Genomic DNA, 23,506 nt, shown 5'->3' on the forward strand with positions numbered 1-23,506 from the left:
GATCGGGCCAATGTGTTGATGTCGAAACGTCTGTCGCGCCGAACATTTTACGCCGGCGAATTCGGCGTGGAACTTTGCAGCCGCAGCGCATTTCCTATCACAAGCAGCGACGAAGCGGACATGGCGATCGCTGCGATAAGAGGCGTGACATGTCCCAGGATGGCGATCGGCACGGCAACAGCATTATAGACGATCGCGATCGCGATGTTCTGGCGGATCAGGCTTCCCGCCTTGCGTGAGACGTCCAGCGCGAGAGGCACTGCCAGAAGGCTTTCCCGCAGGAATACGAAGTCCGCTGCGTTGCGGCCAATGTCGGCGGCGGTGGCTGGAGCAATCGAGACGTGCGCCGCACTCAGTGCAGGCGTGTCGTTGAGGCCGTCACCAACCATCAGAACCTTGTGTCCGTCTTTCGCCAGGGTCTCGATACGTTCGACCTTGCCGGACGGCATTAGGCACGGAACGAAGTCGTCGACTCCCAGCATTTTCGCAACACCGGCGCAGGCTGCCGCAGTGTCGCCCGACAGCATTTCCACCGATACCCCCGCATCGTTCAACTGTTGGATGGCCGCTCCAGCGTCGGCACGCAGCGCATCCTCGAAATCGAATGTGGCGCCAATGATCCCGTCTTTCGTCAGGACCGTCCCGCCAAAGCCATGCTTGCCTTCGCCGCCGGTTCGGGCCTTCCATCCAGCCCATCCGCGCCGGCCCAGCCGCCAGATATTTCCGGCGACAGTGGCTTCGATTCCGAACCCCGGATGCTCGGTGACGGCATCGAATTTGTGTTGTCCTCCAGGAGCGGCAAAGCCGGCAATGGCCTTTGAAAACGGATGGCGGGAATGCGCGGCCATGTCTGCGGCGATTGCCAGCATTGCCGGATCGATCGACGACGCATTGATGAGCCGGGGCTGTCCGAGCGTGAGCGTTCCGGTTTTGTCGAACACTGCAGTATCAATTGTTGCCAGGCGCTCCATGGCCGAACCATCCTTGACCATGATGCCGTTTTCGAACAGGCGCCGCGCAGCGACCACCTGGACGATCGGCACCGCGAGGCCGAGCGCGCAGGGGCATGTGATAATCAAAACGGCGATAGCGATGGTTATGGCCCGGTGCCAGTCGCCAGTTGCCGCCATCCAGCCAAGGAATGTCACGAGGGCGGTGAGGTGAACAACTGGAGCATAGAGCGCTGAAACGCGGTCGGCGATGCGGCGGTACTGTGCGCGACCGCCCTCGGCGGCTTCCATCAGCCGAACCATTTCCGCCAGGAACGAATCCTTCGCGGCGGCTGTCGCCTCGATGGTCAGCGGGCCGGTAAGGTTGAGCACGCCGGCCTGGACGGCGTCGTTTGGCGCCACGCTTCTGGGCGTGCTCTCGCCCGAAACCAGCGAGCAATCGACGTCCGATGTCCCACGCGTGATCTTGCCGTCGACGGGAATCCTTTCGCCCGCCGCGATCAGCAACAGCATGCCCGGTTCGATCTCGCCAACCGGCAGATAGTCGCGTGCGCCATCGTCGCGCAGCACCATGGCGCCACGCGCGGCCAGTTGTGACAGGCCTTTCACGGCGGTGCGGGCGCGTTCGCGCATCAGGTGATCCAGCGTGCGGCCGATCAACAGGAAAAACAGCAGAGACACCGACGCGTCGAAATAGGCGTGGTCACCATGGGTGATCGTCTCATAGAGGCTCATCGCGTAGGCCAACGACACGCCGACCGCGATCGGCACGTCCATGTTCGTGCGGCCGTGACGCAAGGCATTCCAGGCCGACTTGAAGAAGATGCCGCCGGCGAAGGCGAGTGCGGGGATGGCGATCAGTGCCGAGACCCAGTGGAACAGGTCGCGGGTCGCGCCCTCGGCACCGGACCAGACCGAAACCGACAGCAGCATGATGTTGCCCGCCGCAAATCCGGCAACAGCGACGGCGCGGATCAACTCCGAAAGCGTCCTGTCCTTTTCGTCGGCCTCGGGGGCGAAGAGATGCGCCTGGTAGCCCAGCCGCCTTAGCGCGACGACGAACGGTGGAACCTCGTCCCCATGCCACCGGACCGAGACCCGTTTCGTTGACAGGTTGACGCGGGCGCTCTCGACGCGATCGAGCTTTCCCAACGCCGTCTCGATCGTCTGGATACAAGTTGCGCAATGAACGCTCGGCACCGAAAGCTCGGTCTGGCGAAGATCATCGTCAAGCGATCGGCTGGCCAATTTGATTTCCTGGCTAGACGGCACGACCGATGTGATGCTGCCCATATCCAGCGCCATTTCAGCGCCCGGTGCACAACAGCTCATTGCAGCGCTCCGTGGGAAATCATGATCCGGCGGACATCGCGGTAGGATTTATCCAGACCGGCATCGGCGTCGACTTCGACAATCCAGACGCCATCGCTCGGCATGTGTTGCGCGGCGAATTCCTGGCCGGAGGCGAGGGCGAGCGTGACGGACTTGTCCTCTTTCTCGTAAGCGGGATGGCGAAACAGCACCTTCACGCCATGCAAGGGAACCGACTTGCCGGCGGCGTCGGTGAGGCCGTAGCGGACCTCGCCCCATGCGATGGTCAGCTTGCCGGTCCAGCCAAGTGCTGCCTGCGCCCGTCCTTCCTCGGCCTTCTTGTTGAATTGCTGACTTGCCACATAGGTGTTTTCGACGACAAGCCCGGTCCAGCTCGTGTTGGCAAGCGTCGCCATCGTCAGATTGACCGCGATGACCACACCGAAGAAGGCAAGGATGGTGAACAGCATGTGCCTGCCGGTGAATTCGCGGGTTTTTTGTGTTCTGGCAGTCATCTGGCAGTCTCCGGCGCGTTGAAGGTGGCGGTGTATTCGTCCGACTCGAAGCTCGCCTTGTCCTCGACACGGAACGTGAAGGTCCGCGCTGTGCCCTGAATTTGATCCGCCGGCTGGCGCACGAAGACCTTCAGCATTTTCAGGCGGTCGGGTTCGACTGGAACGGCGAAAGAACGGCCTGCCGGGATGTCGCCGCCGACCACGCTCATCTCGGCGCCATGCAAGCCCTGCATCGTGACGACGATCGTCCTTGGCTCCGGGATCATGTTGAGCAGCTTGACGGTGTAGCCGTTGCGGATCGAGCCGTCGGACAGCGTGACGAATTGCGGATTGCGGTCATGCAGCACGTTCACTTCGAGCCGGTCGCGCGTCATCAGCGAATAGAGCAGGCCCAGGCCGATCAGCGACCACATAGCCATGTACACGTAGGTGCGCGGACGAAAGATCTTGCGAATGTGGAAATGAGCCACCCTGTCCGAAAACAGGCCGTCATCCGTCCTGACCAGNGTCCTCGCTCCTTGCCGAGTTTATCCATGACGCCGTCGCAGGCATCGATGCAGAGCGCGCAGGTGATGCATTCGAGCTGCTGGCCGTCGCGAATGTCGATGCCCATCGGGCAGACAGCGACACAGGCATTGCAGTCGACGCAGTCGCCGACGGGCTGCCCTGCGGCGAGAACCTTCTTGGCGTGACGCGAGCGCGGTTCGCCGCGCCAGTCATTGTAGGTGACCGTGAGCGAACTTTCATCGAGCATGGCTGCCTGGATGCGCGGCCACGGGCACATGTAGGTACAGACCTGCTCGCGCATCAGCCCGCCGAACGTATAGGTCGTCGCCGTCAGTACGGCGACGGTGATATAGGCGACAGGTGCCGCCGTGCCGGCGAAGAGTTCGCCGAGCAGCGTCGGCGCGTCAGCGAAATAGAAGATCCAGGCGCCGCCCGTCAATGCGCCTATGACCAGCCAGATGGCGTGTTTGGACAGCCGCAGCACGAGTTTGCGGCTGGTCCAGGGACCGGCGTCGAGCTTCATGCGCGCATTGCGGTCACCCTCGATGGTCCGCTCGACAACCAGGAACAGATCTACCCACACGGTCTGCGGGCATGTGTAGCCACACCAGGCACGGCCGACAGTCGACGTGATTAGGAAAAGACCGACGCCGGCCATGACCAGAAGGCCGGCGACATAGTAGAATTCCTGCGGCCATATCTCGATGAAGAAGAAATAGAAACGCCGGTTGGCGACATCGAGCAGCACGGCCTGGTCCGGGGCAAACGGGCCACGGTCCCAGCGCAGCCACGGCGTCAGATAGTAGATGCCGAGCGTCACCGCCATTACCAGCCATTTGAACTGGCGAAAATTCCCGGAGGCCCGCTTCGGGAAGATCTTCTTGCGCGCGGCATACATCGGCTGTCGTACCTTAGCGGAGTTGACCGCCTCGGCTTCGAGCCGTTCTACCTGCGTATTGTCCAGCACTGATCTCTCCCGTCGCGGAGCTTGTGATTTCGCCGGGCACGTGACCTGGCTGGGTGCAGACAGGTGCGCGAAATACAGCGTCGAGCGGATTGTGCCGCCGACTGGATTGCGCCGCGTTGATGCAGGTCAATCGCCGGGTACACGCAAACAAATCGAGGCCCGGCAGAGCCGGGCCTCGTCGCTTGGGCGGTGAGGGCCGGAGAATAGACCCCCGTTCCTATTCTCCACCGCCAAGCGAATGGATGTAGACCGCCAGTTCCTTCACCCTGGTTTCGCCCAGACGCGCGCCCCAGGCCGGCATCACGCCCTGTTTCGGCGCGGTGACCTGGGCGGCGATGGCCGCTTCGCCCGATCCGTAGAGCCAGATGGCATCGGTCAGATCAGGAGCGCCGAGCTCCTTGTTGCCCTTTGCATTGTCGCCGTGACAGGCCACGCAGTTTTCGGCAAAAACCTTGGCACCGGGCGCCACCAAAGATTGGTCGCTGACGGTTTGGGACAGGCTGGCAATATAGGCGCTGACCTGTTTGATTTGATCGGCAGTGATGATGTCGCCAAAGGCCGGCATTTCCGACAGGCGCGTATCCGGATCGGAGGCGAAGCGGATTCCATGCGTAATCGTCTGCTGGATCTGGTCCGCCTTGCCGCCCCACAGCCAGTCATCGTCATTGAGGTTCGGGAAGCCCTTTGTGCCCTGGGCGCCGGAACCATGGCACTGCACGCAATTGACCTTGAACGCGGCGCCGCCGGCAGCGACCGCGAATTCGCGCAAACCATCGTCTGCGGCAATCTCCGAGACGTTTTTCGATTCTATTGCCGTGACGTATTTGCCCTTGGCCACCTCGGCCGCCATCAACTCGTAACCGACCTCGTTGCGGCTCGAATAGCCGAGCACGCCCTTGGTTGCCGAATGCAGCAGAGGCCATGCCGGATAGGCGATGGTGTAGCCGATCGCCCAGACAATGGTGATGTAGAAGGTAATGACCCACCAGCGCGGGAGCGGGTTGTTCAGCTCGCGAATACCATCCCATTCATGACCAGTGGTCGAAACGCCAGAGATCTCATCGATATGCTCGTCGCTCATGATCACTCGTCCTCAAGGGGAATCCGGGCAGCTTCGTCGGCAAGCTTGCGGCTGCCGGGGCGCAGGGCAAAGGCGATCGCGCCGACAAAGAACAGAGCCATGGCGGCCAGACCCCAGCTGTCGGCGAACTCCCGCATCAAATTGTAATCCATGGGTAAAACTCCTCTCAGCGGTAGCCGGCGGCTTCATCGTAGTTCTTGAAATCGACCAGCGTGCCGAGCATCTGCAGATAGGCGACGAGGGCATCCATTTCGGTGACCTGTTGCGGGTTGCCGTCGAAGTCGCCGATCTTGGTTTTGGGGTAGCGGGCCTCGAGTCCGGATGTGTCGGCCTTGGGATCGGCTTGCGTCATCAAATCGGCATTGGCGTGCGCGATCATGTCGTCGGAGTAGGGGACACCGACACGGCTGTTGGCGACCAGATGCGTCGAGAAATCCTTCACGTCGATCGGCGTGTCTTTCAGAAACGCGTAGCTCGGCATGATCGACTCCGGCACCACCGAACGTGGATCCGTGAGGTGATCGACATGCCATGAATTCGAGTAGCGGTCGCCAACCCGGGCGAGGTCCGGTCCGGTGCGCTTCGATCCCCATTGGAAAGGATGATCGTACATCGACTCGGCCGCCAGGCTGTAGTGACCATAGCGCTCGACTTCGTCGCGGAATGGCCGGATCATCTGGCTGTGGCAGAGGTAGCAGCCCTCGCGCACATAGATGTTGCGCCCCACCAGTTCGAGGGGCGAGTAAGGGCGCATGCCTTCCACCTTCTCGATCGTGTTGTCGAGATAGAAGAGCGGTGCGATCTCGACGATGCCGCCGACCGTCACCACAAGAAGGGAGCCAACGAGAAGAAGTGTAGCGTTCTTCTCGATCAGTGCGTGTTTGTCCATCAAGGCCATTTTCTGGCTCCCTATTCGGCAGGCTGAAGGGCGGGAACAGAGCCGGGCATCGGCTCCTCCTGGCGCTGGTGTCCGAGAATGGTCATGCCGATGTTCCAGGCCATGATCAGGGTGCCGGAGAGGTACATGGCTCCGCCGATGGCGCGCATGACATAATAGGGGTGCATGGCGGCCACGGTTTCAGCGAAGGAGTAGACTAGGAAGCCCTGCTCGTCGTATTCGCGCCACATCAGGCCCTGCATGATGCCGGACACCCACATGACAGCGGCGTAGACAACGATGCCAAGCGTCGCCAGCCAGAAGTGCCAGGTAACGAGGCGCAGTGAGTAGAGCCGTTCACGGTTCCACAGCTTCGGCACCATGAAGTAGATCGCGCCGAACGAGATCATGCCGACCCAGCCGAGCGCACCGGAGTGAACGTGGCCAATGGTCCAGTCGGTATAGTGCGACAGCGAATTGACCGTCTTGATCGACATCATCGGACCTTCGAAGGTCGACATGCCGTAGAAGGCGATGGCCATCACCATCATGCGGATGATCGGATCGGTGCGGAGCTTGTCCCAAGCGCCCGACAGCGTCATCAGGCCGTTGATCATGCCGCCCCATGATGGCATCCAAAGCATGATCGAGAACACCATGCCAAGCGTCTGCGCCCAGTCGGGCAGGGCGGTGTAGTGCAGGTGATGGGGCCCAGCCCAGATGTAGAGAAAGATGATTGCCCAGAAATGGACGATCGACAGACGGTAGGAATAGACTGGCCGGTTTGCCTGCTTGGGCACGAAATAATACATCATGCCGAGAAAGCCGGCGGTCAGGAAGAAGCCCACGGCGTTGTGGCCATACCACCATTGCGTCAGGGCGTCCTGGACGCCGGAAAAGGCGGAGTAACTCTTGGAACCGAGGAAGGAGGCCGGCATCGACAGGTTGTTGATCACATGCAGCATCGCGATGGTCACAATGAAGGAAAGGTAGAACCAGTTCGCGACGTAGATGTGCGGTTCCTTGCGCTTCAGGATCGTGCCGAGGAACAGGATGAGATAGGCGACCCAGACGATGGTCAGCCAGATGTCCACATACCATTCGGGTTCCGCATATTCGCGGCTCTCGGTGATGCCGAGCAGATAGCCTGTCGCGGCCATGACGATGAAGAGCTGGTAACCCCAGAACACGAACCAGCCGAGATCGCCGCCAAACAGCCGCGCGCGGCAGGTGCGTTGGACGACATACAAGGACGTGCAAAGCAGCGCATTGCCGCCGAAGGCGAAGACGACGCCCGATGTATGCAGCGGGCGTAAACGGCCGAAATTGAACCAGGGCTGGATGTTGAGATCGGGATAGGCAAGCTGCAGCGCGATGACCACACCCACCAGCATGCCAACCACGCCCCAGAATATTGTGGCAATGGCGCCGTAGCGGATTGGACCATCCATGTAGGCGGACGGATCGATCGGAGCAGCCACTTCGAAATTCGTGTTGCGGATGAGGATGCCGACAAAACCGAGCAGGACAAAAAACAGCACCCACATGTGCTGCCGGAAAGGCTCGTCCACCCCGAAGCCAGCGGCCACAAGGGCTGCAAACGTGAACAGGCCCAAAGCGAAGATTTGCGTGCCGAACTTCATGACTTGTCCCCGACGTCGGATTCCGGTGCGCGGACGCCAATCCGCCGGGACAGCAATTCAGCAGTCGCCTCATCGCCGCATTGATCCATGTCAAAGCCATCTGCTTTTGGATTGGGCAGCGTCGATCCGGCAAACGGTCAGGAGGCAGTCATTGAACGGGGAGAGGGAGCTGGGATCGTCGCTGTTCGACACGCGCCGCGACAGTTCGATACCGACAGTCCGATCTGGCAGAGAAGCGGTCCCGGCGGCGCTGATGAGACGTGCGCATCTGGAAAAGCTGCAGCTCTGCGATGCCTTGGAAAGAATAGCCGACACCCTGCCCAGGGTGGATTGCCTGGCATGCCTTGCTGCAGCAAACGCGATCGTTCCGCTGTTGCGCAACATTCATCAATACGAGGAGACGGTTATCTTTCCGGCCTACGAGGCTGCTTTGACCAGCAGCGATGCCAACCTTGCTTCAACCCGCAGATTGCGCGCCGAGCACGTCGAGGACGAATGCTTTGCCGGGGAGGTGACTGAAATCCTGCTGGCGATCGGCCATGGCGAGAAAGTCGACAATGCCGAGGCTGTCGGTTTCATGCTGCGCGGCTTCTTCGAAAGCTTGCGCCGACATATCGCCTTTGAACGCGAGCACGTCTTGCCGATGATAGGGGTCGTCGACTGATTCTAGACGCCAGAGCGTCGCTGCAGCCGGGTCAAGTTGCCGACTGTGACCTCGCGGTTGTTCTCGATCCGGATCACGCCATCCGATCGCAGCCTGGTCAACTGGCGGCTCACCGTCTCGATCGTCAGGCCCAGGAAATCGGCGATGTCGGCGCGCGTCAGCGGCAGGTCAAAGGTCGTCGACTGGGCCGCCGGGTCCAGCGTGGGATCGATATTCCTGGCGATCATCAGGAGAAAGCTCGCCACCTTTTCCGAAGCACTCTTGCGCCCCAGCGTCACCATCCAGTCTCGTGCTTCGTCGAGTTCATTGAGCGTCTGCTTGAAGAGACGATGCTCAAGCTGTGGCGATTCCTTCATCATGCGCTCGATGGCGGCCTTTGGAAACGAACACAGCGAAACGGTAGTTGCGGCTTCGGCGTTGATCGCGCTTTCCGCCTTGAAAGGCCGCCCCAGAAAATCGGGGGCGAACTGCAGGCCGACAATCTGCTGGCGTCCGTCTGAAAGGCTCTTGGTGAGCTTCACCACGCCGGAAAGCACATTGGAATAACTGTCGACGGTCTCGGCGTCGCCAATCAGTTCCACGCCCGGTTCAACGTTGTGCTTCGATGAGGTCTTGGCGAGGCTTACCAATTGGTCGGGATCGAGCGCACCGCAAACGCCGCGGTGCCGCGCATCGCAAGACTGGCAAAGCACTGGAATGCTGGAACTGTGAACGTCTTGGTGCACCGTCATCTTCATCGTCCGAAGGATTCCATGTGTCCGCAAGGTAGCATTGGCGGACAAAAGAACCTTGCGGCAGTTTGTCCGCGGGCGGCCTTGACCGAAATCAAGGCCGCGGGCGCGCAATGTGACCAGTGTCGCGCAATGCAAAGGGGATCGGATAGCGACATGCGGCCAGAATTAGTTGCCAGGCTTGGCGAGAACGTGCCGCGCTATACGAGCTACCCGACAGCGCCGCATTTTAATGCAAGCGTTGACGCTACCGTTTGTCGTGGCTGGCTACAGGGGCTCGACGAGGGCGACGAAATCTCGCTCTATCTGCACATCCCGTACTGCGACAAACTTTGCTGGTTCTGTGCCTGCCATACCAAGCAGACACGCCACTACGAACCGGTGACCACATATCTGCGCTCACTGCATGCCGAGATCGCCACCGTCGCCGATCTTGTCGCAGGCAAAGGCCGCGTCCGTGCCATCCATTTTGGCGGCGGTTCGCCGACGATGCTCAAACCTGGGGATATGGTGGCGCTGGGAACCGCCCTGCGCAACAGCTTCGGCTTTCTTCCCGGCGCCAAGATCAGCGTTGAAATCGAACCCAACGATATGGACGATGCCCGCCTCGATGCGCTTGCCGAAATCGGCATGACAAGGGCGAGCCTCGGCGTTCAGGATTTCGATCCGAAGGTGCAAAAGGCGATCCACCGCGAGCAGAGCTTCCTGCAGACCAAGACGGTCGTCGACGGCGTTCGTTCGCGCGGCGTCGAATCGGTCAATCTGGACCTGCTCTACGGTCTGCCGCACCAGACCAGGGAAAGCGTCGCTTCTACGGTCACGCAGACACTGACCCTGGAACCGGATCGGATCGCACTGTTTGGCTACGCGCATGTACCGTGGTTCAAGAAACATCAGACGATGATCGACGAGGCCTGGTTGCCGGGTCCCGCGGAGCGCTTTGCCCAGTCACAACTGGCTGCGCAGGCGATTGTAGACAATGGATACGAGGCAATCGGGCTCGACCATTTCGCCAAACCGGGCGATGCGCTGGCGATTGCGGCACGCGCCGGGACTTTGCACCGGAACTTTCAGGGCTACACGGACGATTGCTGCGAAACCTTGATCGGGCTCGGCCCGTCATCCATTAGCCAGTTTCGGCAGGGCTATACGCAGAACATGCCTTCAACCAGCGAATATAGACGCATGGTTGATGACGGCGGGCTGGCCGCTGTTCGGGGTATCGCCCTTTCCGCCGACGACCGCGTTCGCGGCTGGATCATCGAGCGGCTGATGTGTGATTTCGCCTTCTCGGCGATCGAGCTGGTGGAGCGCTTTGGCGAAGCCGGCCAAAGTCTTCTCGTCAAAGCGAGTTCCACGGCCCTTCACGATCCTGCGCGGTTGCTTGAACTTGACGGTGACCGCTTCGTCGTGCCGGCGGAAAGTCGGCCCTTTGTCAGGAGCATCGCGGCAAAGTTCGACAAATATTTCGAAACCGGCAAAGCCAGGCATTCGGTGGCGGTCTGAGCATTGGCTCCCGTCAGAAATGTTCGCCGGCCTTGAACGGGCCGATGCGGGTGCCTGCCGCGATCAGATAGGCGGTCGACCAGCCGATCAGCAAGAACCCGTTTACGCCCTCCAGCGCCGCCAGGACACGCCACGCGTGGGCGGGCACGATGTCGCCGTAGCCGACGGTCGAAAAGGTAATGGTCGAAAAATAGAGCGCGGTTTCGAAATCAGCGAAGATATCAAGCAACCGGTACAGGCCCGCCCAGAGCCAGACCTCCGCGGTCATGACGGCAAAGAGGCCCATCACCACGCTGATCATAGCGACGATACGGCTGCGGCGTCCGTGCATGCGAAACCGGGCGACCAGATGTCCCATCATGTGCGTGACGGCGATCAGACCAAACGTGTGGATCAAAACCGTCAGACTGATGACGACGGTGCCGATGAGCAGATTGAGGATCATCTTCGGACGGTAGAGATTGCCGCAGCGCCTTCCTTGCTCGAAATCAAAACCGGCAGGTTTCGCCTATACGGCACAGATCGTCGACCGCGTCAGGAACCGCTTTTCCCTTCCGTTGTCGAGCGAGAACATGCCGCCGCGACCCGGCACAACGTCGATGATAAGATCGGTATGCTTCCAGGCCTCGAACTGCGACGCTCCGATGTAGAACGGCGCGTCACCGATATGGCCGAGCAGAACGTCGTGGTCGCCGACAAGGAAGCCGGCACGCGGATAGCACATGGGCGAAGAGCCATCGCAGCAGCCGCCGGACTGATGGAACAGCACCGGACCGTGATCGGCGACAATCTCCGTGATCAGTTCAAGGGCTGCCGGTGTCGCCGTGACCTTAGCCTGCATTGTGTTTTCCGATTTCCAGCCTGTGGCGCGGCCCCTCGCGGAGCCGCGCCTGTAAGTCAAAGCCGCGATCAGAAGAAGCCCAGCTTCTTCGGGCTATAGCTGACCAGCATGTTCTTGGTCTGCTGATAGTGGTCGAGCATCATCTTGTGCGTCTCACGGCCGATGCCGGACTGCTTGTAGCCGCCGAAGGCCGCATGCGCGGGGTAGGCGTGGTAACAGTTGGTCCAGACGCGGCCGGCCTGGATCGCGCGGCCGAACCGGTAAGCGCGGTTGCTGTCGCGTGTCCAGACACCGGCGCCGAGGCCGTACAGCGTGTCGTTGGCGATTGCCAGCGCTTCGTCGTCATCCTTGAAGGTCGTGACCGAAACCACCGGCCCGAAGATCTCCTCCTGGAAGATGCGCATCTTGTTGTGGCCCTTGAACACCGTCGGCTTGACGTAGTAGCCGCCGGCCAGATCGCCGGGCAGAACATTGCGCTCGCCGCCGGTCAGCAGCTCGGCGCCTTCCTGGCGGCCGATGTCGATGTAGGACAGGATCTTTTCCAGCTGCTCGGACGAGGCCTGGGCACCGATCATCGTTGCCGGGTCGAGCGGATCGCCCTGCACGATCGCCTCGACACGCTTGAGGGCGCGTTCCATGAACCTGTCGTAGATCGCTTCATGGATGAGCGCACGGCTCGGACAGGTGCAGACTTCGCCCTGGTTCAACGCGAACATGACGAAGCCTTCGATCGCCTTGTCGAAGAAATCGTCGTCTTCGGTGACGACGTCCTTGAAGAAGATGTTGGGTGACTTACCGCCCAGTTCCAAGGTGACGGGGATCAGGTTCTGGCTGGCATACTGCATGATCAGCCGGCCGGTCGTGGTTTCGCCGGTGAAGGCGATCTTGGCAATACGCGGCGACGACGCGAGTGGCTTGCCGGCCTCGAGGCCGAAGCCGTTGACGATGTTGAGCACGCCGGGCGGCAACAGATCGCCGACTAGATCGGCCCACAGCATGATGGCTGCCGGGGTCTGCTCGGCAGGCTTCAGGACGACGCAGTTTCCGGCCGCAAGGGCGGGCGCAAGCTTCCAGCAGGCCATCAGCAGCGGGAAGTTCCACGGGATGATCTGGCCGACCACGCCGAGCGGCTCGTGAAAATGGTAGGCGACGGTATCGTCGTCGATCTGCGAAAGGCTGCCTTCCTGGCCACGCACGGCCCCGGCGAAATAGCGGAAATGGTCGATGGCCAAAGGCAGGTCGGCGGCGGTCGTTTCGCGGATCGGTTTGCCGTTGTCCCAGGTTTCGGCGCATGCGAGCAGATCGAGGTTTTCCTCCATGCGGTCGGCGATGCGGTTGAGGATAAGCGAGCGCTCGGCCACGCTGGTGCGACCCCAGGCGTCCTTGGCGGCGTGCGCAGCATCCAAGGCCGCCTCGATGTCCTGGGCATCCGAGCGCGCCACCTCGCACAGCAGCTGACCGTTCACCGGCGAGTAGTTCTCGAAATAACGGCCCGAACGCGGTTCGGCCCATTTGCCGCCGATGAAATTGCCGTAGCGCTTGTCGAAGGGCGCCTTGACCGGGCGTGAGAACTCTACCTTGTTCATGTGTCTTCCTCCCAAAGCTGACGTCGCGGAATGCGACGCTTCGGAAAGACACTTGCGATCTCCCACCGCTATTTCCAATACGCCGGGGACAGTGGGCGGGCAGGATGTGTCGCAGAATTGCGACAGTCATGCGACGTTTCGAAAGTCAGTGGGACCTGTGGACGTCCAGGCGGTTGAGCTTGCGGTGAAGCGTGGCGCGACTGATGCCGAGCGCATGGGCCGCAGCCGAGACATTTCCGTCTGCCCGCGCCAGCGCCCGATGCAGAACGCCGCGCTCCGCCTCGGCCAGGACTTCGGGGCCGCTCTCGGCCCAACCGAGCAGATCGGCCGCAGGCATCGGCTTGTCGAGACACTGTTGCGTAATTCCTAGCGCCAGGCGAGCCGAATGGGTCGCGCCGACCACGAGGTCGTCCGCATCAACCGCGATCAGCGCCCCGGAGCCCTTGTCGGGCACCGGCGCCAGCAGAATGCGCGCCTTGGGGAATGCCATCTTGAAGTTCTCCGCCTCGATCCGACGCGCCGCGTCGACCACGGCCATGAAATAAGATTGGAGAAGACCTCGGTCAGATCAGCCCGACAGGAAGACACGTCAAGAGCAGCCACGAGATCTCCACAGTGATCATAGATCGGAGCCGTGGTGCAGCTCAGCCCGGTGTTGCGCGTGTGAAAATGCTGATCACGGTGGATCGTCAGGACGCGCTGTTCCACCAGACAGGTGCCGATACCATTGGTGCCCTCGCTCTCCTCGTTCCAGACGGAGCCTGTCCATAACCCCCAGGAACGAAACGTCTCGTCGTCCACAGGCGCGCCGCGCCGTTCGACCGGCACGCCGTCGCGATCGGCGAGCAGGACGCAGCATCCGACGCCGCCCACCGCAAGATAGAGCCGGTCCAGGCTTGATTGAGCAACCCGGACGAGCGGCTCGATGCGTTGCCGGGCCTCTCCCAATTCCGCCTCTGTCAGATAGAGTGGGGGGCTGCAATCGGCCGGATCGAGCCGGTGCAGACTGGAAGACCGTCGCCAGGAAGCGACCAGCGCGGACTTCGCCGCCGCGTCCGAAGCGATCGCGGCCTGAACGCGGTCGGCGTGATGACCGGATAGATCCTCACCCATGCATATCCTCCCAGAACCCCAGCTCTTCCTTTCGGCTACTAGACCACGGCTGCTTCAAGACAAGGCAATGCGGGTGTCGTATCAGATTCCGCTTTCTATCAACGCACTGTCAATTCGACGGAGGAACCAGAAAAGTTCCGCGATGTTTGACTGAACCGTTGGTCGTCTAGGCAGCAATTATTTGAATTATCTCGCTCAGCCGCCTTACTCGGTTGATCCCAAACACCCTACCAACCCGAAACCGGATATTCATTGATCGAGAGCAAAGTTCGCGCGGATTCCCCTGGTTCCCTCGATTGGTTGCGGTGCTCATGCCGCGGGCAAGCTAAGGAGCAGTCGTCGGGGCAATATTGAACGCTGCAGGGTGGAGCAGCCGACCAGAGATGGAGGGCGTCGTTCCAAGCGCAGATCGCGTCCAAGACACCGGATGGTGTCGCCTGGTCGTGCTGCCTGCCCCGCTCGCTAAACGGGTCAGTCGACAATTTGGGTTCAGATACTATGTGGCGTCGCCTACTGCCTCGAAACACTGGGCCCACCGCTTTCGTGTGCACTATGTGTGCAACGAGAAATGCGATATGGCCGAATGGCTTTTATTGTCGGCGGCATAGTCGTAAAATAGGCTAGTTTTTGGTGCATGCATCTTGCCAAATTAGTCAGTCTTTCCAACCGGGCATTGGACGTACTGATACAGAAAAAAGATAATAAAATTAGTATGTTAAGACACAAAGTTACCGTGGCACCTATGATGGATGGGGCAGATATCTAAATATAATCAGCTAGTTACGATATGTTGTGTGCAAAAATCGCACACGAAAGTTCTGCTTCTCTTCTTTTTCGTTCCCACGACGGAGCCGCCGACAGCCCTTTTCGGACGCTCTTCTGCCGACGATATCGACCGCTCCAATGCGGATGTTCGCCGGGATATCCGTGAACCTTATCGTCCGCTGCAGCGTGCAGTTGCCTGGGTGTTTTTGGAAGCTTTTCGAAATGCTTTGCGCCTCCAGCCGAATTGCGCGCGCCTATGAAGGAAGTTGGCGGTCTGGATCCGCAGGGGTGCAAAATTCATCGACGCGCTTATTCGGGGGCTCGAGTCGGAAGAGCGCTACCGCCTTTCCCCCCACCCGCTGAACTGCCAGTTCCGGCTTCGCTGCTACGGCTGAGCGAAGCGAGCCTCTCTAACTACGAATCTGGGGGTCGGGAGTTCGAATCTCTTCGGGCGGCGCGCCACAACTGAATGGGCGCCTCCTGCGTCCGGCTAGCCAACGGCATCCTGCTTATTGTAGAGCGCGCTCCGCAACGGTCACTCCGTCCGCGACTCTGTCGCTCGGGTGCAGAACAACACGATCGCCAGTGGCTAGTCCCGACAGAACCTCCGCCGTGCGATTGTTTCGCTGACCCACCTTTATGATCGTCGCCGCTGCACGACCCTCCCTGACCGCGAACACAGCCCATTCGTCCCCCTGCCGGAACAGGGCCGCTACCGGGACGGTCAACACGTCATCGGCCTTCCAGATCGTCACGTGCACGATCGCCCGATAATCGTGTGCCAGCGCCGACCATTTCGCGGGAGGATCTGTGAAGTCGATGGTCGTGCGGACGCGCTGCTCCTCAATTCCAAGTGCCGAAACCTTGGTGAAACCGGCCGGATCGACGCGGGAGACGCGGCCCTGGAGCGGCGGGCCACCCCAGTTGTCGATCATGACGGGTGCGCCAGGCTTGATCCGAACAGCATCGGTCGACAGCAGATCTGCGACGATTTCGAGATCGAGTGGATCGCCGATTTCGATCAGGGGCGCACCGGCCTGGACGGCTCCTTCGCTCTCCTGGATGATCTTCAGCACGCTGCCTGTCACGGGAGCGCGCAACTGTATGCAGCAGGCCGGATCTGGCTCCGGTGCAGCCCCCGACTGTTCGCCAAACCGTGCTGCAACGCTGTCACGCTCGTTTCGGCGGACCTCCAGCAGAGCTTTTGCACTGGCCAGGGCTGCCTCATTGGTTTCGACGTCGAACTTGGCTCCGTCGAGGGCTTTGACAGAGATCGCCTCGGTGCGCGCAAGCGCTTCGGCCCGCCCCAACTCTGTTCGCGAAAATGCTAGCGCAGCCTCAATCCGGCGCATTTCGGCTGCCGCCAGGTTCACAGCCGCATCGGCCGCAGCCAGCGCCGCTCGCAGCTCCTCATGAGTGCGTGCATCGTGAAAGCTCGGCAGCGTTGGCTCCATCACTGCCATGACGGTTTCGTCCTTTGTGACCTGATCCCCGATATGGCGGGGCGGAGAGATCCGCAGGACCTTGCCGGCGATGGGGGCAGACACCGTGTAAACGTGACGCACGCGCGTCTTTGCCTCGTCGTCGATCGTGACTTCCATCGGGCCTCTCGTCAGTTTGGCTAGATCAACTGCAATCGGCCGCGGCCATGCCAACCACACGGCGCCGGCGCCCAAGATGGTCAAGGCTGCAATGCCCAACGTTCGCTTCATCCAGATCGTGTGCATGGTTCAATCCCGTGTCTTGAGAACGGTGACAAGGTCCAGCTCGTTGAGCCTTCGGCGAACGACGAGGGCGGAAAGCACGGCAGCGGCTATCACGATCGCGCTGGCGAAGACGTAGGTGGACTGCTCAACGATCAGGCGCACCCGCATCAATTCGCCGGCCAGGTTCTTCTGCATGATCCAGGCAAGGCCGTAGCCAATGAGCCATCCGGGCGGCTGCGCGATCAATGTCAGCAGGGTGAGTTCAAGGAGGAGGATGCGCAGCACTTCTCCCCGGGTGAAGCCGAGGACGCGCAGGCTGGCCAGCTCTCGCGCCCGTTCGGAAAGCGAGATCCGGGCGCTGTTGTAGACGACGCCAAATGCAATGACGGCAGCCAGCCCGGTGTAAATGCTGGCCATTGTCGTGATCAGCAAGGCGACCAGCTTGCGGAAATTCGCAAGCGACACGCGCTGCAAAGCCAGGCCACCGACAACAGGCATGTCCTTGATGGCAGCATAGAACGACTCCTGACTGTTCTGGTCGAGGCTGACATTGATGCTGTTCACCGACGGCGCTTCGCGCATCAGGCGCGCGAGCGTCTCTGAATCCATCATTCCGCGGATGCCGAAGTAATCTTCGACCAGCGCTGCCACGGGGACGACAACGGTCCGCCGCGTTCCTTCGAGCAAGTCGACCTCGACGGAATCGCCGACCCTCACTCCGAGGATCATGGCAAGCATGTTCGAAATCGCCAGGCCCGCTTCCGGCAGAACGACCGGACGCAGGTCGACATCTATGATGCGGTTGAGATCGGCGTCTCGCGGCCTTCCGCTGATCATGATCCGGCGCTCGACGTTTCCGTTCCTGATGCGGACAGGCACCTCGCGGTAGGGCTCGGCGGCGAGAACGCCCGGCAGCCGTGCGATCTGCAGGGTGATGTCCCGCGTGCGTTTTTCCACGAAACTCACAGTGGCGTCCTGACGGTCGGCCAGGAAATACGTGACGTCGATGAGCTGTTCCATCGCATCGCCAGTGAAAAGTGAAACGATCAGGATGGCTGTCGCCAGTGCAATTCCAAGCGTCGTGAATAATGACCTGAGTGGATGGCGAGTGATGTTGCGCAACATCATGGTGGTCGGTTGCGACATGAACCTGTCGACGCCGAAGCTCGCCGGCAGCAGTCGCCGATAGCGCGGAGGCGCCGGCGCCTGCATCGCAACGGCAGGCGCCAATCGCACGACCTCGCGAAGCGCGCGCACCGCCCCGATGATTGCAGCAACGAGGCTGAGCGCGGCGGCAATGACGTAGAGGTCCGGGCTCTTGGTGAAGACGAGGAACGGAAAATGGAAAAAGTCGCCGAACAGACTGGTGACGCGCATCCCCAGCCAAGTGCCCGCTGCACCGCCGATCACAATGCCGATCATCGCGATGACGACGACGAATTTGAGGTAGTGCACGACGATGCTGGCGTTGTTGTATCCCAGCGCCTTCATCAGCCCGATCTGCTCGCGCTCCAGAGCAACGAGCCGGCTGAGGGTGAGATTGACCAGAAATGCCGACACCAGAAGGAAAATCGGTGGCAGCGTCCGGCTCATGTTGTTGAGCATATCGAGTTCGTGGTTCAGCCAGGCGTGTGAAGTCTGGTCCTTCCGGCCATAGGCCGCTCGGCCACCATAGCGCTCAAGCATCGCGTCGAGGCGCATCATGACCTCACTCTCGGACGCGCCCCGCCGCAACTTCAACGAAACGGACGAGAACGCATCGTCGAGGTCGTAGGCGCTGGCGAGCGCTCTTTCCGACATCCAGATGAGGCCGAAGCGGCGGTCGTCCGGCATGATATCGCCTGGGCCGACCGCATAGATGAACTCAGGAGACAGCGCGATCCCGACAATCGTCAATTCCCGCTTTCGGCCGTTCAATATTGCCGAGAAGCGGGCCCCGGGCTGAAAGCCGTGGGACAAGGCAAAGCCTTCGTTCACGACGATCTCTTCGGCGCGTCCAGGCTCCGGCATGCGGCCAACGCGCATGTAGAGCTGGTTGAGCGAAGCCTCCCCGATCTCGGGCAGGGAGATGACTTCGCCCGTGGCCGGCTCCAGATAGTCTGGTATGTCAAGCAGCACGAGCTTGGCTATTCGCGCGTCGACCGAAGCAACGCCGGGAATCTCGGCAATCTGGTCGACAAGCGTCCTTGGCGCGCGGCTCACCGTGGCAAAGACGTCAGCAAACCGGTAGCGTTCGTAGTATGCGGTGCGCGTCTCGTCGAGGGAACGGTAGGATCCGACCGCGAGAATGAGCGTCGCCACGCCTCCGGCAATGACGAGTGCAATCGCCAGCGCCTGCGCCCAGAGCCGGGCGAAGTCGCGAAGAAGCTTGATGTCCAGCGCACGCATCCGGATCACCAGACAAGCTCGGCGGCAGTCCGGCGCACCTCGTTCTTGCGAATTCTGGAGATCTGGCCATCGGCGAAAAACAGCACGCGGTCGGCGACTTCCTGGATGCTGGCGTTATGCGTGATGATAAGTGTCGTGGTGCCTAGCTGCGCGTTAATGCCGAGCAGTGCCTCGATCACCCGAATGCCCGTCTTGGAGTCGAGAGCTCCGGTTGGCTCGTCGCAGAGCAAGACATCGGGGCGCTTGGCGATCGCGCGGGCAATGGCCACCCGCTGCTGCTCGCCACCAGAGAGCTGAGCTGGGAAATGGTGCATCCTCGGCTCAAGCCCGACCAGCGCCAGGGCCTCCTCCGGGCGCATCGGATGGTCGGAAATCTCCGTAACCAAGGCGACGTTTTCATAGGCCGTCAGGCTGGGGATCAGGTTGTAGAACTGAAAAACGAACCCAACGTGCTGTCGTCGATAGGCAGTCAGCCCCCGATCGTCGAGGTTGGTCAGCTCCAGGTCCCTGAAGAACAACTGGCCGCTCGTGGCATGGTCAAGCCCGCCCATGATATTGAGCAGGGTCGATTTCCCGCTGCCCGATGGGCCAAGCAGGACGACCATCTCTCCCGCGAAGATTTCAAGGTCCAGCTTGCGCAATGCAAGCACTTGCGTCTCACCTGAGGTGTAGGTTTTGGTCAGCGCTTTTGCAGTGAAGACGGTGTCAGCCATGGCCGTTAGGGATTTTGAGGCATCTGTCGCGTCGCGTGCCACAGTCACCCGTCGAGGTGCGCGCGACATTGATGCAAATCAAAACCGGATCCGAGGCGGTCATGTGTTCCGGCATCCGCAGTCGGCAAGTACTGTAAGTGACCATTTCAAGTCGCCCGCGTCGGTTGGTTCGGAGCCGGTATTGATTTGCCTCAAAGGAGGTCGGTGGCAACTACGCTACGATGCCGCCAATTGGTGCTCGGGCGCCTGTTCACTTGAACCGAGGGGATGAGGCGGATGAAAGCAAAGGATGTAATGACGGCAAAGGTTGTGACCGTGTCGCCTGACCACAGCGTACGACACGCAGCACGGATCATGGATCATCGCATCAGCGGCATGCCGGTCCTCGACGACGACGGTCGCCTGGTTGGGATTGTGAGCGAAGGCGATTTCCTGCGCAGGTCGGAACTCGGTGCCTCAGCGCCAGGGGAGGCGCGCGGCTATGTGAAGGGCCACAGCTGGAAAGTGGCGGATTTGATGATTTTAGATGTCGTTGTGGCCGACGAGGAAACTCCGATAGAGCGAATTGCCGCGCTGATGCAGGAGCACGGCATCAAGCGCATTCCGGTGATGAAGGGGCAGCATCTCGTCGGCGTTGTCAGCCGTGCCGACCTTTTGCGCGTCGTCGTTGCGGCGAAATTCGACGACGATACGGCGGCAGGCGACGATGCGATCCGGCGCAGCATTCTCACCCGGCTGCGAGACGACGCAGGCGTCAAAGGAGACGCGTTAACGCTCACGGTCACCGATGGCCTGGTTCATCTTTCGGGAGCAGTCATATCGCAGAGTCAACGAGATGCCGTCCGCGTGGTTGCCGAGGGCGTCAGGGGCGTCAAAGGTGTGTTCGACCACCTGTACCTAGCCCATCCGTGAACAGCGGGCCGGGAAGGCATATAGCGATGCGATCGCATCCTCCCGAAGCCGATCATCTAGTGAACAACTCTGCCATACAAGACGATCTGGCGACCCTGCAGCGGGAGACATTCGACTATTTCATTCATGAAGCGAACCCCGCCAACGGTCTCATTCTGGACAAGACCGAAGCGAATTGGCCCGCAAGCATCGCTGCCACCGGTATCTTGCGCTGGCGTGCTACCCAGTGGGAGTCGAGCGCGGATTCATGACGCGAAGCGCGGCTGCGGAACGCACTTTGACAACATTGCGCTTCTTCTGGAACAGTCCACAAGGCCCGGAGCCGGACGCTACGGGATTTCGCGGCTTCTACTATCACTTTCTGGACATGCAAACCGGCCGACGGGCCTGGCAATGCGAGCTGTCGACCATCGACAGCACGTTCCTGCTGGCGGCGCGCTGGCTGCCGGGCAGTATTTCGATGCCGAGGCCGAGGCCGAGATCCGCACGTTGGCAGAGGCGCTCTATCACCGAGCCGATTGGTGCTGGGCACAGGATGGGGGAGAGACCGTCACCCATGGTTGGACACCCGAGCAGGGATTCCTGAAGTATCGATGGGAAGGTTATGACGAAGCGCTCTTGCTCTATGTCCTGGGACTGGGTTCGCCGACCCACCCTTTGCCCGAGAGCAGCTACAGAGCCTGGACCACGACATTTCGATGGGAACACTGCTACGGCTACGACTACCTCTATGCGGGGCCGCTGTTCATCCACCAGCTCTCCCATGCGTGGATCGATTTTCGCGGTGTGCAGGATGCATTCATGCGCAGCAAGGGAAGCGATTATTTCGAGAACAGCCGACGCGCCACCTTCGTCCACCAGCGTTATGCTGTCGACAATCCGCGCGGATTCGAGGGTTATGGCGAGCACTGCTGGGGCATCACCGCAAGCGAGGGTCCTGGCCCTTCGACGCTCAAGCTGAACGGCATCGAACGCAGGTTCGAGGGCTATGTCGGGCGGGGGGTCCCGTATGGTCCCGACGATGGCACGCTCGCTCCGTGGTCCGTCGCTGCCTCCTTGCCGTTTGCTCCCGAAATCGTCCGGCCGGCGATCAGCTTCTGCATCCACCAGGCCAAGCTCAAGGCCGCCAATGCCTATGGCTTCAAGGCGGCCTTCAATCCGACGCATCCGGGAACATCCGGCAACGCCTTTGGATGGTGGGTTTCGCCTTGGCACTTCGGCCTCAACGAAGGCCCCGTCGTGCTGATGATCGAGAACGACCGCAGCGGCCTCCTGTGGCGGCTGATGCGCTCGTGCCCTTATATCCGAAGCGGCCTGCAGCGAGCAGGATTTGAAGGCGGCTGGCTAAATGAGTTCGATCGGGAGCGGGTGCGTGATGCTTGATCGACTTGCACGGAGCGAGCTGCATTCGGCAAAGCTCTGGCGTTGCCACAAATTGGATGGCGTTGATCCCGATTTGATCCTCATCAAGGAAATAAGAGAGGAGGCACGGCTCCATGGTCAAGACCAAAGTCGCTGTCTCTCAAGGGAAAAGATATTGTGAAGAATTCTGCCCTGAAAGGTTTTGTCAGGGCCATGATAGCCCTTTGGACCCTCATTTCGCCTTGGGTTCTTGTGCATTTGTCGATGGCTCCGCCTTCACAGATCCAGATCAGCGCCGGCGCCTTGTGGAACTTTCTGGTTGTCGGCTTGATCATGATGGTCATCTCCATAGCGCAGCTGATGGCCTCGACAATTTGGGAGGGCCGCATCAATGCCGCCGTCGGCATTTGGCTCATTGTTTCGCCTTGGGTCGTAGGCTTCGGTAGCGATCTGGTTCTGACGTGGAACGCTGTCGCGGTCGGAATCCTAGCTGTATTAGTGTCGGAGTTGCGGGGTTAAGCCCTCACCTGGGGCCACCAGGCGCATCCCACCCAGGCCCTGCCAGAAGCTGCGAAACCATCCGCCAACTCTCCAGGGCACCGTCCAGACCCCGTTCAATCGTGACCAGGGATTCGCCATCGGGAAAGCGGCGCCAATCCAGCCGTCCGGTTCCAGCAAAGTGGCCTGTTGCGTCAGCCACGGTTCGCTGCAACGGGAAAGGAAGCAGCACGCGGGTCATTGTCCGGTTCCGATTTGGAATATGTCTGGATGAGCCGAGGCATAGTCCAATGCGTAGTCCAGTTCTCCCGGGGACCGGGCATGAACGTGAAACAGCGGCTCACCGGCCTGGATGTTGTTGCCAATCCGAACCCTTGAATCAATCCCGGCAGTGGCACTGGCTGGAGCGCCGGCGAGCTTGGCGATCTTTGCAAGCCGACGATTGTCAATTCGCAGGATTTGGCCGCTGCGGTTGGCTAGAACCGGCCTGAGATACGAAGCCACTCCCGGCTCGGCAAAGCCGCCCTGTGCCTCACAGATCGCCATAAACTTGCGGAGAGCCGCGCCACTGTCGAGCAGGGTGGACGCCACAGCGCGGCCTTTTCCCGGCACCGCCCCAGGTTGGCGACGACATTGTAGATCGAGGCATAAACGACACCCGCCAGCAGCCCGACGATGCCAAGCCCGAGAACGCCGTAGAGAACACGGACGGGGCTTATCGGCGCCGTAGACCTGACCGCGCTGAGGTCTAGCCCGTGCAAGATGGCACCGAAGAAATCGAGTGGTTGCCTCTGGCCAGATAGCGACTGCCAAAGCGCAGAGCATGCTCATCAGGGCCGACGTCACGCCCAGAGCAATGCCGACGGACAG

The 23,506-nt window shown here is 60.8% G+C and carries 19 protein-coding genes and 3 pseudogenes; 5 read left to right on the top strand and 17 right to left on the bottom strand.

What is annotated here, in order from left to right:
- Positions 1–47: 47 nt before the first annotated feature.
- The 7 genes and pseudogenes from X760_RS60730 to ccoN form a co-directional block, all read right to left on the bottom strand.
- A complete protein-coding gene (locus tag X760_RS60730; RefSeq protein ID WP_031194422.1) occupies positions 48–2,282 on the bottom strand; it encodes a cation-translocating P-type ATPase in 2,235 nt (744 codons plus the stop codon).
- On the bottom strand, positions 2,279–2,776 hold the full coding sequence (locus X760_RS60735; RefSeq protein ID WP_023720410.1) for a FixH family protein: 498 nt from the start codon (positions 2,774–2,776) through the stop codon (positions 2,279–2,281). Before X760_RS60735 ends, X760_RS60730 begins: the two co-directional genes overlap by 4 nt.
- Positions 2,773–4,250, bottom strand: a pseudogene (gene ccoG / locus X760_RS60740) (cytochrome c oxidase accessory protein CcoG). The gene X760_RS60735 and the pseudogene ccoG overlap by 4 nt, the downstream one beginning before the upstream one ends.
- Before the next feature lie 217 nt (positions 4,251–4,467).
- The gene (gene ccoP / locus X760_RS60745) at positions 4,468–5,331 is read right to left on the bottom strand and encodes a cytochrome-c oxidase, cbb3-type subunit III (protein WP_031194423.1); all 864 of its coding nucleotides are present in this window, start codon (positions 5,329–5,331) and stop codon (positions 4,468–4,470) included.
- A 2-nt stretch (positions 5,332–5,333) separates the two neighbouring features.
- Positions 5,334–5,483, bottom strand: coding sequence for a CcoQ/FixQ family Cbb3-type cytochrome c oxidase assembly chaperone (locus X760_RS60750; RefSeq protein ID WP_023720414.1), 150 nt, complete (start codon positions 5,481–5,483; stop codon positions 5,334–5,336).
- Between the two features lie 14 nt (positions 5,484–5,497).
- The gene (gene ccoO, locus X760_RS60755) at positions 5,498–6,229 is read right to left on the bottom strand and encodes a cytochrome-c oxidase, cbb3-type subunit II (RefSeq protein WP_023720415.1); all 732 of its coding nucleotides are present in this window, start codon (positions 6,227–6,229) and stop codon (positions 5,498–5,500) included.
- 11 nt (positions 6,230–6,240) lie between these two features.
- Positions 6,241–7,851 carry a cytochrome-c oxidase, cbb3-type subunit I gene (gene ccoN, locus X760_RS60760; RefSeq protein ID WP_023720416.1) on the bottom strand — a complete coding sequence of 537 codons (1,611 nt, stop codon included), beginning with the start codon at positions 7,849–7,851 and terminating at the stop codon, positions 6,241–6,243.
- Positions 7,852–8,104: 253 nt separating this feature from the next.
- Between ccoN and X760_RS60765 the strand changes: the two genes are divergently transcribed.
- Positions 8,105–8,515: a hemerythrin domain-containing protein gene (locus tag X760_RS60765; protein WP_023720417.1), complete on the top strand. Its 411-nt coding sequence runs from the start codon at positions 8,105–8,107 to the stop codon at positions 8,513–8,515.
- A 2-nt stretch (positions 8,516–8,517) separates the two neighbouring features.
- Here X760_RS60765 and X760_RS60770 read toward each other — a convergent pair whose 3' ends face one another.
- The gene (locus X760_RS60770; protein WP_031194425.1) at positions 8,518–9,246 is read right to left on the bottom strand and encodes a Crp/Fnr family transcriptional regulator; all 729 of its coding nucleotides are present in this window, start codon (positions 9,244–9,246) and stop codon (positions 8,518–8,520) included.
- Between the two features lie 156 nt (positions 9,247–9,402).
- Here X760_RS60770 and hemN point away from each other — a divergent pair, with 156 nt between their 5' ends.
- Complete coding sequence (gene hemN, locus X760_RS60775) at positions 9,403–10,752, top strand: oxygen-independent coproporphyrinogen III oxidase (RefSeq protein WP_023720419.1); 1,350 nt, start codon at positions 9,403–9,405, stop codon at positions 10,750–10,752.
- Between the two features lie 13 nt (positions 10,753–10,765).
- Here hemN and X760_RS60780 read toward each other — a convergent pair whose 3' ends face one another.
- The 7 genes and pseudogenes from X760_RS60780 to X760_RS60810 form a co-directional block, all read right to left on the bottom strand.
- The gene (locus tag X760_RS60780) at positions 10,766–11,197 is read right to left on the bottom strand and encodes a potassium channel family protein (protein ID WP_023720420.1); all 432 of its coding nucleotides are present in this window, start codon (positions 11,195–11,197) and stop codon (positions 10,766–10,768) included.
- Positions 11,198–11,260: 63 nt separating this feature from the next.
- A complete protein-coding gene (locus tag X760_RS60785; protein ID WP_023720421.1) occupies positions 11,261–11,593 on the bottom strand; it encodes a DUF779 domain-containing protein in 333 nt (110 codons plus the stop codon).
- A gap of 68 nt (positions 11,594–11,661) precedes the next feature.
- Positions 11,662–13,179 carry an aldehyde dehydrogenase gene (adh, locus tag X760_RS60790; RefSeq protein WP_023720422.1) on the bottom strand — a complete coding sequence of 506 codons (1,518 nt, stop codon included), beginning with the start codon at positions 13,177–13,179 and terminating at the stop codon, positions 11,662–11,664.
- A gap of 145 nt (positions 13,180–13,324) precedes the next feature.
- A pseudogene (locus tag X760_RS60795) lies at positions 13,325–14,292 on the bottom strand (helix-turn-helix domain-containing protein).
- Positions 14,293–15,566: 1,274 nt separating this feature from the next.
- A complete protein-coding gene (locus tag X760_RS60800) occupies positions 15,567–16,784 on the bottom strand; it encodes an HlyD family efflux transporter periplasmic adaptor subunit (RefSeq protein ID WP_023720425.1) in 1,218 nt (405 codons plus the stop codon).
- A 3-nt stretch (positions 16,785–16,787) separates the two neighbouring features.
- Positions 16,788–19,151, bottom strand: a complete 2,364-nt coding sequence (locus X760_RS60805; protein WP_023720426.1) for an ABC transporter permease — start codon at positions 19,149–19,151, stop codon at positions 16,788–16,790.
- Between the two features lie 5 nt (positions 19,152–19,156).
- Positions 19,157–19,864 carry an ABC transporter ATP-binding protein gene (locus X760_RS60810; RefSeq protein ID WP_023720427.1) on the bottom strand — a complete coding sequence of 236 codons (708 nt, stop codon included), beginning with the start codon at positions 19,862–19,864 and terminating at the stop codon, positions 19,157–19,159.
- A 276-nt stretch (positions 19,865–20,140) separates the two neighbouring features.
- Here X760_RS60810 and X760_RS60815 point away from each other — a divergent pair, with 276 nt between their 5' ends.
- The 3 genes and pseudogenes from X760_RS60815 to X760_RS60825 all read left to right on the top strand — a co-directional run bounded on the left by X760_RS60815 (position 20,141) and on the right by X760_RS60825 (position 22,657).
- Positions 20,141–20,776: a CBS domain-containing protein gene (locus X760_RS60815; protein ID WP_031194426.1), complete on the top strand. Its 636-nt coding sequence runs from the start codon at positions 20,141–20,143 to the stop codon at positions 20,774–20,776.
- Between the two features lie 26 nt (positions 20,777–20,802).
- Positions 20,803–22,159 (top strand): annotated as a pseudogene (locus tag X760_RS60820) (glucoamylase family protein).
- Positions 22,160–22,315: 156 nt separating this feature from the next.
- Positions 22,316–22,657: an SPW repeat protein gene (locus tag X760_RS60825; protein WP_031194427.1), complete on the top strand. Its 342-nt coding sequence runs from the start codon at positions 22,316–22,318 to the stop codon at positions 22,655–22,657.
- Positions 22,658–22,873: 216 nt separating this feature from the next.
- Here X760_RS60825 and X760_RS60830 read toward each other — a convergent pair whose 3' ends face one another.
- Positions 22,874–23,227, bottom strand: coding sequence for a hypothetical protein (locus X760_RS60830; RefSeq protein WP_031194428.1), 354 nt, complete (start codon positions 23,225–23,227; stop codon positions 22,874–22,876).
- Positions 23,113–23,397 (bottom strand): DUF5676 family membrane protein, encoded by a 285-nt coding sequence (locus X760_RS78050; RefSeq protein WP_245278634.1) that lies wholly within the window; start codon positions 23,395–23,397, stop codon positions 23,113–23,115. The genes X760_RS60830 and X760_RS78050 overlap by 115 nt, the downstream gene beginning before the upstream one ends.
- Positions 23,398–23,506: the final 109 nt, after the last annotated feature.

Origin of the sequence: Mesorhizobium sp. LSHC420B00 (genome assembly GCF_000503055.1) — a bacterium.
GTDB lineage: Bacteria > Pseudomonadota > Alphaproteobacteria > Rhizobiales > Rhizobiaceae > Mesorhizobium.

Coding starts and splice junctions, on each gene's coding strand:
- X760_RS60765 (WP_023720417.1), top strand. CDS start 8,105: ATGAGACGTGCGCATCTGGAAAAGCTGCAGCTCTGCGATGCCTTGGAA.
- X760_RS60815 (WP_031194426.1), top strand. CDS start 20,141: ATGAAAGCAAAGGATGTAATGACGGCAAAGGTTGTGACCGTGTCGCCT.
- ccoO (WP_023720415.1), bottom strand. CDS start 6,229: ATGGCCTTGATGGACAAACACGCACTGATCGAGAAGAACGCTACACTT.
- X760_RS60810 (WP_023720427.1), bottom strand. CDS start 19,864: ATGGCTGACACCGTCTTCACTGCAAAAGCGCTGACCAAAACCTACACC.
- hemN (WP_023720419.1), top strand. CDS start 9,403: ATGCGGCCAGAATTAGTTGCCAGGCTTGGCGAGAACGTGCCGCGCTAT.
- X760_RS60770 (WP_031194425.1), bottom strand. CDS start 9,246: ATGACGGTGCACCAAGACGTTCACAGTTCCAGCATTCCAGTGCTTTGC.
- X760_RS60800 (WP_023720425.1), bottom strand. CDS start 16,784: ATGCACACGATCTGGATGAAGCGAACGTTGGGCATTGCAGCCTTGACC.
- X760_RS60780 (WP_023720420.1), bottom strand. CDS start 11,197: ATGATCCTCAATCTGCTCATCGGCACCGTCGTCATCAGTCTGACGGTT.
- ccoN (WP_023720416.1), bottom strand. CDS start 7,851: ATGAAGTTCGGCACGCAAATCTTCGCTTTGGGCCTGTTCACGTTTGCA.
- ccoP (WP_031194423.1), bottom strand. CDS start 5,331: ATGAGCGACGAGCATATCGATGAGATCTCTGGCGTTTCGACCACTGGT.
- X760_RS60805 (WP_023720426.1), bottom strand. CDS start 19,151: ATGCGTGCGCTGGACATCAAGCTTCTTCGCGACTTCGCCCGGCTCTGG.
- X760_RS60785 (WP_023720421.1), bottom strand. CDS start 11,593: ATGCAGGCTAAGGTCACGGCGACACCGGCAGCCCTTGAACTGATCACG.
- X760_RS60735 (WP_023720410.1), bottom strand. CDS start 2,776: ATGACTGCCAGAACACAAAAAACCCGCGAATTCACCGGCAGGCACATG.
- adh (WP_023720422.1), bottom strand. CDS start 13,179: ATGAACAAGGTAGAGTTCTCACGCCCGGTCAAGGCGCCCTTCGACAAG.
- X760_RS60750 (WP_023720414.1), bottom strand. CDS start 5,483: ATGGATTACAATTTGATGCGGGAGTTCGCCGACAGCTGGGGTCTGGCC.
- X760_RS60730 (WP_031194422.1), bottom strand. CDS start 2,282: ATGAGCTGTTGTGCACCGGGCGCTGAAATGGCGCTGGATATGGGCAGC.